This is a genomic window from Arthrobacter sp. MOO21, assembly GCF_057369995.2.
In genome coordinates this window covers 2,715,251-2,727,005 of sequence record NZ_CM170671.2, presented here as the reverse complement: position 1 = coordinate 2,727,005, position 11,755 = coordinate 2,715,251, and the positions used below count along the sequence as shown (strand labels likewise).

The 11,755-nt window shown below is 66.7% G+C and carries 11 protein-coding genes; 3 read left to right on the top strand and 8 right to left on the bottom strand.

Annotated elements, in window-relative coordinates; all coding sequences use genetic code 11:
• Window positions 1-106 precede the first annotated feature (106 nt).
• From AC2JAJ_RS12645 to AC2JAJ_RS12635, 3 genes are all read left to right on the top strand, one after another.
• Window positions 107-502, top strand: a complete 396-nt coding sequence (locus AC2JAJ_RS12645; RefSeq protein WP_501053145.1) for a hypothetical protein — start codon at window positions 107-109, stop codon at window positions 500-502.
• Complete coding sequence (locus tag AC2JAJ_RS12640) at window positions 499-2,571, top strand: DUF8189 domain-containing protein (RefSeq protein ID WP_486415603.1); 2,073 nt, start codon at window positions 499-501, stop codon at window positions 2,569-2,571. Before AC2JAJ_RS12645 ends, AC2JAJ_RS12640 begins: the two co-directional genes overlap by 4 nt.
• 130 nt (window positions 2,572-2,701) lie before the next feature.
• Entirely contained in the window at window positions 2,702-4,576 is a 1,875-nt protein-coding gene (locus tag AC2JAJ_RS12635) for a DNA/RNA non-specific endonuclease (RefSeq protein ID WP_486415604.1), read from the top strand.
• A 23-nt stretch (window positions 4,577-4,599) separates the two neighbouring features.
• Here AC2JAJ_RS12635 and AC2JAJ_RS12630 read toward each other — a convergent pair whose 3' ends face one another.
• The 8 genes from AC2JAJ_RS12630 to AC2JAJ_RS12595 all read right to left on the bottom strand — a co-directional run bounded on the left by AC2JAJ_RS12630 (window position 4,600) and on the right by AC2JAJ_RS12595 (window position 11,591).
• Complete coding sequence (locus AC2JAJ_RS12630) at window positions 4,600-4,851, bottom strand: hypothetical protein (RefSeq protein WP_221386285.1); 252 nt, start codon at window positions 4,849-4,851, stop codon at window positions 4,600-4,602.
• 115 nt (window positions 4,852-4,966) lie between these two features.
• Window positions 4,967-5,638 carry a TetR/AcrR family transcriptional regulator gene (locus AC2JAJ_RS12625; RefSeq protein ID WP_486415605.1) on the bottom strand — a complete coding sequence of 224 codons (672 nt, stop codon included), beginning with the start codon at window positions 5,636-5,638 and terminating at the stop codon, window positions 4,967-4,969.
• Between the two features lie 69 nt (window positions 5,639-5,707).
• Window positions 5,708-5,938, bottom strand: coding sequence for a hypothetical protein (locus AC2JAJ_RS12620; protein ID WP_473696506.1), 231 nt, complete (start codon window positions 5,936-5,938; stop codon window positions 5,708-5,710).
• Window positions 5,939-6,011: 73 nt separating this feature from the next.
• Window positions 6,012-7,337 (bottom strand): S8 family serine peptidase, encoded by a 1,326-nt coding sequence (locus tag AC2JAJ_RS12615; RefSeq protein WP_486415606.1) that lies wholly within the window; start codon window positions 7,335-7,337, stop codon window positions 6,012-6,014.
• Between the two features lie 40 nt (window positions 7,338-7,377).
• Window positions 7,378-8,961, bottom strand: coding sequence for an esterase/lipase family protein (locus tag AC2JAJ_RS12610; RefSeq protein WP_501053144.1), 1,584 nt, complete (start codon window positions 8,959-8,961; stop codon window positions 7,378-7,380).
• A gap of 56 nt (window positions 8,962-9,017) precedes the next feature.
• Window positions 9,018-9,749 carry an AfsR/SARP family transcriptional regulator gene (locus AC2JAJ_RS12605; RefSeq protein WP_486415608.1) on the bottom strand — a complete coding sequence of 244 codons (732 nt, stop codon included), beginning with the start codon at window positions 9,747-9,749 and terminating at the stop codon, window positions 9,018-9,020.
• A gap of 223 nt (window positions 9,750-9,972) precedes the next feature.
• On the bottom strand, window positions 9,973-10,635 hold the full coding sequence (locus tag AC2JAJ_RS12600) for a hypothetical protein (protein WP_486415609.1): 663 nt from the start codon (window positions 10,633-10,635) through the stop codon (window positions 9,973-9,975).
• Between the two features lie 2 nt (window positions 10,636-10,637).
• Window positions 10,638-11,591 carry a hypothetical protein gene (locus AC2JAJ_RS12595; RefSeq protein WP_486415610.1) on the bottom strand — a complete coding sequence of 318 codons (954 nt, stop codon included), beginning with the start codon at window positions 11,589-11,591 and terminating at the stop codon, window positions 10,638-10,640.
• Window positions 11,592-11,755 lie beyond the last annotated feature (164 nt).

Genomic DNA, 11,755 nt, shown 5'->3' with positions numbered 1-11,755 from the left:
ACACTGCACGCCAACGGCAGCAGTAACGGCGCAGTAACGCGCGTCTGATCGACTCTACCTGTGGTTCCCCCGCGTGTGAGGCCGGTGCAATCGTGAGGCCGGTGTGATGAGTCAGCCCTGGAGTTCGGTCCGGGTGGCGGGCCTGGCCCTGGACGTCCCGGCCCAGCTTGTCCCCACGGACGAGGCAGCCTTCGAGGGCAGCGCGGCCGTCCTCGAAGGTGCCGGCATGCGGCTGACTGTTGATGCCAGCCCCTTCGCCGACCCCCTCACACGCTATGGAGCCAAGCCCGGCTTCGAACACTGGCAGGAACCGGTGGGCAGCGCCACCGCGGACTTCGTCGTGTTCGAAGAGGAGGGCACCCGCACCGTTGCCGTCACCATCCACGGGCGGGCCACCGCCGTCGTCCATCAACCGGCCGGGCGCCCCAAAGGACGTCGCCCTGCAGATCCTGCGAAGCATCCGGACAGATCAAATCCGGACAGAACAAGGAGAAACCAATGACTGAAGAGCTGTACTCCGCGGCGCCGTTCCTCGCCGCCGTCCAGAACACCGGCCCGGGCGAAAGCAATCCGGGCTTCAGCAAAGTACAAAGCTACCTCGAGCGCTTTGGTTACCTGGGGCCATCCGCCGCCAGGGACGTCGGCGTCCTGGACGATCCCACGGCCGGGGCCCTGAGAAGCTTCCAGGAGTTCTTCAACCTCCCCGTCACCGGCGTGTTCGACGACGCCACCCGGGAAGCGATGATGCGGCCCCGCTGCGGGCTCCCGGACAAGCGCAGCGGCGACCTCGACTTCGCCACCGCGTGCGCATGGGTGGACCGGACCCTGACATTCGCCTTCGACACCGGCACCGACGACGTCGCCGGGACCGCCGAGTTCGACGCCATCCGGCGTGCCATCCAGACCTGGCAGGGCGTGGGCGGACTGACCTTCACCGAAGTCGCCGTCGGCTCCAGTCCGGACGTCCGCATCGGCTGGCGGCCCGCGGCGGACCCCGACCATTCGATGGTGGGCGGCGTCCTGGCCCACGCCGACTTCCCGCCCGGCTGCAGTGTCATCACCAACACCCTCCCCAAGCCGGTCCACTTCGACGACAGCGAACACGTCTGGAGCGTCGGCGCCGTGGCGAACGCCTTCGACATCGAAACGGTCGCCCTGCACGAATTCGGCCACATTGTGGGGCTGGCGCACTCCAGCGTTGCCGGCTCGGTGATGGCACCCACCGTGGCCTCCAACTTCACCAAGCGCGTCCTCACCCAGGACGACCTCGACGGGTTCCGCGCCCTGTACCCGGCCGCGCCGCAGCCATGGTCCGGGTGGAGTTCCCTGGGCGGTGTCATCACCTCGGACATCGCCGTGGGCAACAACAAGGACGGGCGGCTGGAAGCTTTTGCCCGGGGCACCGATGGCGCCGTGTGGCACCGGTGGCAGGTTGCCCCGAACGGCAACTGGGCCGGCTGGGCCTCGTTGGGCGGGGTGATCACCACCGAGATCGCGGTGGCCAGCAACCAGGACGGCCGGCTGGAGATCTTCGCGCGCGGCACCGACAACGCCCTGTGGCACCGGTGGCAGAGCACGCCCAACGGCAACTGGGCCGGCTGGGCGTCCCTGGGCGGCAGCATCACCGGGCCCGCCGCCACCGGGCGCAACGCCGACGGCCGGCTCGAAGTCTTCGCCAGGGGGACGGACGGCGCCGTATGGCACAAATGGCAGACGGCACCGAACGGCAACTGGTCCGGCTGGGCGTCCCTGGGCGGGGTGATCACGTCCGAGATTGCCGTGGGCAGGAACAAGGACGGCCGCCTCGAAATCTTCGCCCGCGGGACCGACAACGCCCTCTGGCACAAATGGCAGACGGCACCCAACAGCGGCTGGTCGGCCTGGGCCTCCCTGGGCGGCATCCTCACGTCCAACATCGCCACCGGCACCAACGCCGACGGCCGCCTCGAAGTCTTCGTCCGGGGCACCGACAACGCCCTCTGGCACAAGTGGCAGACGGCGCCCAACAGCGGCTGGTCGGCCTGGGCCTCCCTGGGCGGCATCCTCACCTCCGATATCGCCGTTGGCAGGAACGCGAGCGGCCGGCTGGAGGCTTTCGTCCGCGGCACGGACAACGCGCTGTGGCACCTCTGGCAGACAGCACCGAACAGTGGCTGGACCGGCTGGGCCTCCCTGGGCGGCATCCTCACCTCCAACATCACGGTGGGGAGCAACGCCGACGGCCGGCTTGAGGCCTTCGTCCGCGGCACGGACAACGCCCTCTGGCACAGGTGGCAGAACAGTCCCTTCCTGACCGGAGAGTCCACCGAGGCTGCCGCCGCCGAAGAGACAGCCGAAGAGGCGGGCGGGGAGGCAGCCGCAGCCGTGGTCCCGCAGACAGTGGAGATGCCCGCCGGCACCATGGCCGAGAGCCTGACAACGAACGGCCACCAGCAGCCGGCAGCAGCGGAAATGCCTGCGGGGTCAATGGAGGAACCTCCGGCCAGGGAGGCCGCGGGAGATTCCGGCGCCGCTGGCAAGGAACGCGCATCGGACGCGATGCCGGACCGGGGCATGCCTGCCAGCGCCTAAGGCGCGCGGCAGGGAACTGAAGCGTACGACGGCGGAGCTGGGCCGCCGTCGTACGTCGCCCCGGACGCACCCAAGGCCGCCCGCCGCGGCCGAGCAGTAAAAAGCACCACACCCAGGAAATGGACTTGGCATGGACACCACCGACCGCCCCTCCCCCGAAGCAAGCAGTCCCGAAGCAGCCAGCGACAACGAGCAGATGCTGGCCTCGCTGCGGCAGTTCATCAGGACCAAGGGCGCCGCCTACCTCGAGGACCCCAACATCACCTCAATCGGCGTGGGCCACAAGGTGGTGGACGGGAAAGCGACGGGCGAGATTTCGCTCCAGTTCACCGTGGGCGAGAAAGTGGCTCCGGAAGCCCTGGACTCGCTCAACACCAAGCCCATACCGGACACCATCATGGTGGACGGGATCCCGGTACAAACCGATGTGATCGAGCGGGACTACCGCCCCTCGTTCCGGGCGGTGGCAGAAGTTGAGCCCCCGCCCACCAAGGTCCGGCTCGACCCCATCAGGCCGGGAGTCAGCGTGGGCAACATCCACTCCAGCGCCGGCACCATCGCCTGCATCGTGTACGACAGGCACGACGGGACGCCGCTGGTCCTCAGCAACTGGCACGTGCTGCACGGCGACACAGGCGCCCTCGGCGACGTGGTGGTCCAGCCGGGCCCGCACGACGACAACCGGGTCAACGCCAACGGGCTGGGCCGGCTGGTGCGCTCCCACCTGGGCGTCGCGGGAGACTGCGCCGTGGCCACCATCACGGACCGCGGCTTCACCACGGACATCCAGTCCCTGGACGTGACGCCGGACCAGCTGGGGGAACCCGAAATCGGCGACAAGGTGGTCAAGAGCGGCCGCACCACGGGCGTCACCCACGGGGTGGTGCGGCGCGTGGACGTGATCGCCAAGCTCTTTTACGGCTCCGCGGGGATGCACACCATTGGCGGCTTCGAAATCGGCCCGGACCCGGCCAACCCCTCGGCGGACGGGGAAATCAGCCGCGGCGGGGACTCGGGCTCGGCCTGGATCTTCAAGACCCCCTCGGGTGAGCTCACCACCGTCCTGGCGGGGCTGCACTTCGGCGGGGAATCGGGGGACAGCCCGGACGAGCACGCCCTGGCCTGCCTGCCCCAGTCCGTGTTCGAGAAGCTGGAAATCACCCTGCGGCCGCCGGCGGCTCCTGAGGCTGCCGAGGTTGTTCCCGAGGGGTTCCTCGCCGATTTCCTCGGGCCCCACATCGCCGTGCCCACGCTCGGCGCCGCCCTGAACACCGACGCGGTGCGCTTCGCCGGCTCGGACATCATCCCGTACACCCACTTCTCGCTCTGCCTCAGCACGTCACGGCGGTTTGCCCGCTGGGTGGCGTGGAATATCGACGGCGGCAGCCTGCAGAAACTGAGCCGGTCCGGAATCAGCTTCATCAAGGACCCCCGGCTCCCCGTCGGCGTCCAGGTGGGGGACGAGCTCTACCGCGGCAACCGGGTGGACCGCGGCCATCTGGCGCGCCGGGCCGACCTGCTGTGGGGAGCGGCGGACGAGGCTGGCCGGGCGAACAAGGACTCGTTCTACTTCACGAACATCACCCCGCAGCTGGAGGACTTCAACCAAAGCAGCAAGAACGGGGTCTGGGGCCGGCTTGAGGATGCCGTGTTCGAGGACGTGGACGTCGACAACCTGAAGGTCAGCGTGTTCGGCGGGCCGGTGCTGCAGGACGGTGACCACGTCTACCGGGGAATTCCCCTGCCCCGCGAGTACTGGAAGATCATCGCGTTCGTGGAGCACGGGCAGCTCAAGGCCAGGGGCTTCCTGCTGACCCAGAACCTGGACCAGCTCGAAGCGCTCGAGCTCGACGAATTCCGGGTGTTCCAGGTTGCCGTGAGCGAAATCGAGGCGCGGACCGTCCTGCAGTTCGCCGATTCGCTGCGGCAGGCGGACACCTTCGCCGTCCCCGAGGCGGTTGGCGACAGGCGGCCGCTGGACGATACCTCGGACATCCAGTGGTGAGTGCCTACGGTCACGGTGCAGTCTCAGACCAGGCCCGGGTAGCTGGCCAGGATGTAGTCCGCGGCCGCGGGTCCTTTCATGCGAAGGCACTGCCCGGGATCCATGCGCTGGCGCATAGCAGCCCAAAACACGTCCTCTGCCTGCGGCGCCGTGCTGGAGACGTAGCACCAGCTGGTGTACAGGCCGTAGAAGGAGTCATCGTCGAGTGCCCGGTCGTACTCCGGATCATGGAAGGTTGCTTCCTGGAGGAACTGGTCGAACTGCGAGTGTGCCATGGTGGTTTCTTTCAACAAGGTGCATTGTTCGCCGTGCGGCTACAGCGGTTTTGAACTTGGCGGGAGCAGCGGTTCCCGGCGCGGAGGCCGCCGGTGAAGCACATGTCAGCAGGTGCTATTTATCCGGTTGAAGGCCAATGGCGGCGCTGCCATCGGCGAGGGTTGCGGCACCTCCGTGGTGGGAGATGAGGGCGGCGGCCATACGTTTGGCCAGCACAGCCGCCTCCTTGTCTCCTTCGACCGCTGAGATGATGGAGCCTTTTGTCAGGATGTGGCAGGAACGGGCAAAGACCTCGGGCTGTTCAAGGCCCGCTTGCTCGGCGAGCGTTCGCATGAAAGCCCTTACCTGGGCCAAGTAGCTGACGGACGCCTGTCCCAGGGTATGTGTGGGCCCCATCTCCAGCATGGTTTTGACGAAGGCGCAGGCCTGGAAGTCATCTTGCCGGAACCACCCGTCAAGGACGTCGAAGATTATCAGCACCTGCGCCGTCGGGTCGTCGGATCTCCGCCGGCATTCGGCGATGATCGCCTCCACAGTGAGGTCTTGGTGGCAATGTTCCAGGAAGGCCAGAACCAGTTCATCCTTCGAGGAGAAGTGGCCGTAGAACGTGGCCTTGGCCACCCCGGCGCGCAGAATCAGTTCTGATATACCCACATCGCGGATGCCACGCTGCCCGAATAACTCGTAAGCGGCCGCCAGTATGCGCTCCCGGGCACCGGCGGATGCCGGCCGTGGAGGCCCGGAACTGGCTATCGGATCAGCTAAAGAGCCTGTGGAGTGTCCCATTCCCCGGACTCTACACGAAAAACCAGACAGACCGGTCGGTACGGGCCGTTGTGAAAAACCGTTTTCCGGCTACTGGATGTCTTCGTCCGGGGGCGGGAGCTGGTAGCCCAGCTCCTCGTCCACGGACTGCACTCCGCTCACGGACTTCAGGTCCTGCAGGCTGTCATCCGGGGCGGAACCGGTGATGAAGCCCATCGCCAGGACCTGTTCCACCTGCATGCCGCGGGCGCGCAGCGCGTCCGCGACATCGGCGATGGCGGACAGGTAATCCTGGTGCACCGTTACATTGATGTTGACCATTCCTCAGGATATTCCTCTTCGCGTCGCAGGCGGTTCCTATCAGCCGTCCCTAAGGCGGCCGTACACGCGGCTCCTACACAGGGGCGATGACCAGGCCGGAGCCAACGTCCAGCGACGGTGCAATGAGCCGGTCGCATTCCTGGACCAGCGAGGACCAGAGTTCCCGTCCGCGGAAGCCAGTGGCCTGCGCCCAGAGGGCGGCAACGCCGGCGGCGTGCGGGGTGGCCATGCTGGTGCCGCTGATGCTCCGGTACCGGGTGGGCATGGGCCAGGACGAGTAGACCTGCCAGCCGGGGCCGGCAACGTCCACCTGCCCGCCGCGGACCGGCAGGCTTCGAGCGGAGAAAAAGGCAACGTCCAGCTGGTGGTCCAAAGCGCCCACCGCCATGATGAACGGGCTGTTGGCCGGGGTGCCGACGAATCCGAAGTTGCCCTGGAGGCGCCGGGCGTTGTTTCCGGCGGCTGCGATGATCAGCGTCCCGGCGTCCAAGGCCCGCTTGCCTGCTGCCACGTACGGCGGGTGGATCTGCGGCACGTCGGCCCCGAGGGACATGGAGACGATGTGGCAGCCGCTGGTCAGCGCCCAGTCGATGCCGGCCAGGATGCCGGCGTCGCTGCCGGAACCGGAGTTGCCCAGCACCTTGCCGGCGAAGATGTCGGCTTCGTAGGCCACGCCGTAGCGCGGCCCGGTGGACGGGGACTTGGAGCCGCAGGAGGTGCCGATGCAGTGCGTGCCGTGCCCGTGCCCGTCCTCGGGCCCCTCCCCCTGGACGAAGGAGCGGGTGGTGATGTTCCGTCCGGCGAAGTCAGGGTGGGTTGCGTCGAAGCCGGTGTCCAGGACTGCCACCTTGACCCCAAGCCCGGAGTACTGGGACGAGGTGGCCTGGACGGCCTGCAGCCCCCACGTGAACTGGGCGGTGTCCTGGAAGATCGGCACGGTTGGCGGTGCCGCTGCCCCCGCGCCCTGGCCGTTGCCGTTCAGGCGGGTGTCCAGGTCCAGGACGGCGTCGCGGTAACCCCTGACGTATTCGGTGGTGCCTGCCGGGAGGACATGGTGGATCAGTTCCGGCGATACGGACAGTACTGCGTTCTCCGCCGCTTCCGTGGTCTGCAGCGCGCCGATCTGCTCCGGGGCGGCCGAAACCACGGCGATGCCCAGGGAGCTGAAGTACGTGGCGTCCGCGCCGCTGCTTTCCGAGACGTCCACTTCGCGGTCCCCGAAGTCCCGCGAGTCCGCCACGTTGGACAGGCCTGCCGATTCCAGCACCGAGGACGGGCTGGCGGCGTCCCTGGCAAAGACCACGATGAACCGGCCGGTGGTCTCGGCCCCGGAATAGTCCGCCGCCGGGACGGTCCCAGCCGAATTCTCGGACGTGGGGAAGGAATTTGGGTCGATCATTTCAAGTCTCCTTTGCTGGGTTGGAGGGTGGTGCGTGGTTTCAGAGGGCCAGCGTCCTGGGGGTGACCGTGAGGCGCAGGCCTGCGTTGGTGCCGAGAAGGTGCCTGGACACCTCGGGAACGGGAATGAATCCCTGCCACCGGTTTGGGGTGGGGTCCGTGTCCTTCAGCAGGTCCCCATCGCCGGCACTCCAGTCGCGCAGGGCACTGGGGATCGTGCTGTTCCACGCGGCCCAGGCCTTGGGCAGGGGCCGGTCTGCTGATGGTGGCTCAATTTCCACCAGCAGGGTGTCCTGCCAGTCCTCGGTTTGTTCCAGGTGGTCCGCGAAGAAGAAGTGTCCGTCCTTTTCCGTGATGGACATCAGCCTGAGCTTGAGGGCCTGGCGGAGCCGGGGCACCACCTTCCCGTTCAGGAGCGGCCGAGGTGCCTTGGAGGAAAGGAACGTGGTCAGCAGCGGGACCGGCGAGTCGATGGGGTCCCCATCCTTCCAGTGCTCGATCTGGACCGGGCAGTAGTGGGCGGCGGTTTGTTCGTGCACCAGGACCGGCAGCCCCCGGATGGCCAGGCCCACGTCCAGCTGGAACTCGACCTCCGGCGGATAGGACTTGCCCACCGTGAAGCCCACCAGTTCCACCTCGACTTTGAGGTCGCCGAACAGGAACCGCTGGAGGTTCTGGTAGCCCTCTTCGGAGTTGACGATTCCGTAGCGTCCGCTGTGGCTGCGGTGCACCACTGCCACCACCGCGCCTTTGACGGCGGCGTTGTCGATCTGGACCAGCCCGTCGCTGCGGGCGCCCACCGCTTTACTGGACAGGCCCAGGGCGACGTCGTAGTCCTCCGGGTTGGAGCCCACCAGGCAGAACAGGTTGCCCAGGGGGAACCCGTCGCCGGGCATCTCGGTGGCGTGGAAGTTTTCGCGCGTCAGGGTCCGCCGGAGCGCCGGCGGCGTGAGGTATTCGTACATCCGGTCGGGTCCGAAGATATCGGCCCCCTGGATCCGGGTGGCGTCCCGGAGCCTCTCGAGCAGGCCGAGTCCGACGGCGAATTTGATGCCGCCGTGGGGGGTGGCATACGTGAAGACGCGGGCAACGTATTTGGCCCCCGCGGCGGGATCGATCCCGCCGTCGTCGCCGGCCAGGCTTTCCGGAATGATCCGCTGCAGCAATGAGCGGCAGATGAGCCCGCCCATGGAGTGCGCCACCAGGAAGACCTTCGGCGCTCCGGTCTTTTCCAGCACGAGTTTGATCATGCTGAACAGGTCCCGTGCCGCTTCCTCGAACGAAAAGTTTTCGGGGTCCGCGTCGAAGGTGTCTGCCGCGTCGTCGTAGAAGCGGTGGATCCAGATCGATGCCGGATTCACGGAGTCGGCGTCCGCGCTGTTGAGGAACGCCAGCTGGTCCCCGTGGACCGGCACCTCGTACTGGTGGTCTGCCACCAGGCGCAGCATCGGGGACTCGAACTGGTGGAACCTTGCCCGTCCGCTGCCGTCGGCACGGACATGGACGGAACCCTGGCTGAAGCCGTAGAAGGGATCGTCAACAGCGCTGTTGACGGCGGCACCGGTGCCCGCGAACCCGCGGACGTAGATCACCGGCAGGCGGCCGTCGTGAAGGGCATTTCCCATGGGGAGAGTGCAGCACGGGTGCCGTTACGGCCGCGTTACTGCTTACCGTGGAAGGCTTAGAGGGGGCGGAACGCCGGCCGGACGCCCAGCAGGGAACCGGCGGCGGACACGATGCGGTCCGCCACCGGATGCTCTGCCGCCGTTTGCCGGTCCAGTAGTTCGGCCACGAGGCCCGTGAGGGACGCGGAGGGCTGCAGGCCCATGTCCGTCGCGAGCTGCTCCCGGTACCGCTCGTAGGCGCGGAGCGCTGCGCCCGGGTTTCCGCGCTGGAGTTCGCCTGCGACGAGGAACGACACACCGCCCTCGTACAGCGGCTCGATTTCCAGGGTGGCGCGTGCAGCCTCCGTCGCTGTTTCGGGGTCACCGGCGGCAAGGGACTTCCGTGCCACCACGGCGAGGGCCTGGAGGCGGTCCTCCGTCAGGCGGTTCTGGGCGAAAACCACCCAATCCTCATACCAGCCCGGAAGCAGTTCAGCGTCGCGCAGCTCACGCAGCAGGGAGGCGGCGCTTCCGCTGTACCGGTCGTCCTGCAGCGCCTGGATCTGGGACCGGATCCGCTGCACGTCCACCTCAACCCGCTCGTCAAGCGACAGCGTTGCCCCGCCGTTGACGATTAGCCCGGGCACCTCGCGGGAAATGAGGTGGACACTGACCCGCAGGCTTTCCAGGGCCCTGGCGTCCGGGTACTCCGGCCATAAAAGACCGCTGAGATGGGCCCGCAGGCTCGGTCCCCGGATAGCCAGGGATGCAATGAGCCGCTGCTGCCGTGTCGCAACATGGAGAGTCACATCGTCCCGGCGGAGCCGCCAGGACCGAAGTAAGTCCAGTTTCAGTTCCCCATAATCGACCGTGCCCATCGAAACCTGATTTCCGATTTGTCAAAAAGATGGAGGAGGTATGAATGAGGATCCACAGTACGAACGGTACTGTCAATAAGCTATTTCTTCTTTTCCAAAGGAGAGAGCGCGCTCTCCTATAGCGGTAAAAAAGTGTCATAGGGGGCCCGGGGGTTTACTTCAACGTTGGGACCAGGGGTTTAAGGGGTGTGCCAACCGCAGGTCCGGGCAGGGATTTGAAGGTTGACGGCGTCGGAAGTGGCGGTGTTGCCGTCCCGGAAGTTCCCGACGGAGTGGGTGGGGGCGGCGTCGTCGAGGTCGACGGCGAGGGCTCCGCCGTCGAGCGTGTGGTGGGTGGCAGGGTTGCTTCGGGGGCCACGCCGGCAGCCATCCCCAGCGGGATTGAAATGCCCTTTTTGGGCGATGCCGTAGCAGCGCCCGGCGCGGCGACGGACACTTCCAGGTTTGCCTCCCGCACCTTGGTGGCTGTCCATTCCCCGCGGACAACACAGGCTTCGCCCGGCTTCAGGATGCCGGTGCAGCCGTTGAAGATGACACGGAAGGCGGTGTTGTTGATGCCGGCGTCGGGCACGGTCACGTCGGCATCGGTGCCATTGGTGATTTCTATCGACTCGACCGTGCCGGCCTCAGCGAGGGGGCCTGCCTGTCCGGGCTGGACGATCCAGTTCTCCTCGCCGATCCGCACGCGGTTCTCAACGACTGGTTGGGTGTCCCCGGTCCTGGCGCTCCCCGTGCCGCCCGGAGTCCCTGTGCAGGATGACAGCACTCCCAGGCCAAGCAGGCAGGCAATGCATTTTCCTATTGCTGGATTTCCCATTTTCAGCCTCCCGGAAGGAATTCCACCCTGTATTCCGGATTGTCGTCCAGAATAATGGCCACCCCAGTATCGCGCCGCCAGCCTTCGGGAAGGAGAAAGAACTTGTCTGCGCTCCTGGTGACGAATTTCAGCCCTGTGTATTTGAAGTGGTACTTCGCATCCGGGTCGGAAATCCTGTCCTCGCGGACCGGGCTCGCGAGAGCCAGCGACTGGACGCTGTAAACCACCACGGAGGGGCGTTTTGCAAGCTCACGGGCATATTCACGGGATCTGCCGGTGCCTAAAGCCCCTGCGTACAGGGAGCAGGCCCAGAACAGTGCCAGGACCACCAGCAGCACAGCGCACACGTAGCCGAGCTTTTCCCACAGGGGCAGGCGCCTGGGCCTGTCGCCGTCGGACGTGGCCAGCCTGCGGAGCACCCAGAAAGCGTAGGCGCTGGCCGCAACGCCGCTGCCCAAAGCCGCCGGCTCGAAGAGGAACGGGGTTGCGAAAGGCGGTTCCTCGAACATCACCCACACGGCGAGCGCGGTGATGAGGACGCCGGCGCAGAGGATGGTCCACGCACCGAAAAGAAGGTACCGGTAAAGGCTGGAACGGCCGATGATGCTGGCCGTAAACGCGTGGATGCCGATGCACGCCAGGGTGATGAGAAGGATGGATATCGCAGGGACGATGATCGCGTCGGCGCTGCGCAGCAGGTAGTCGACGGTGGAGTATTCGAGAATGCTTTGGTCTATCCCGAAATAGGCGGTGCGGGTGGCCGTCATGGTCCAGCCGAACCAGAACGCCAGCGCCGTGGCCACAGTGCTCAGGGGCGCGATGATCGCGAACCACTGCACAATGGAGTGGCTCAGGTCCGCCCCCGTGGTGGCTGCCGCAGGCCCCTTCCGCCGCGCGGTCCATGCGCGGCTGCGGTGAGCGTCCGGCCGGCGTGCCGGACGCCTGCCCGGGTTCACTGCTGCTCCTCGTGCCTGGTGGGCATCTCGCATTTGCGCACATCGGCCGTTACTGCGGCGTTACTGCCCTGTGCCCCCTCAGAAAGGAGGCGTACGCGGCGGCGCGCGGCCGCCGTCGTACGCCCTAGTTTGGGAGGTGAGAGAAGGGTTGCAGAAACGTAACC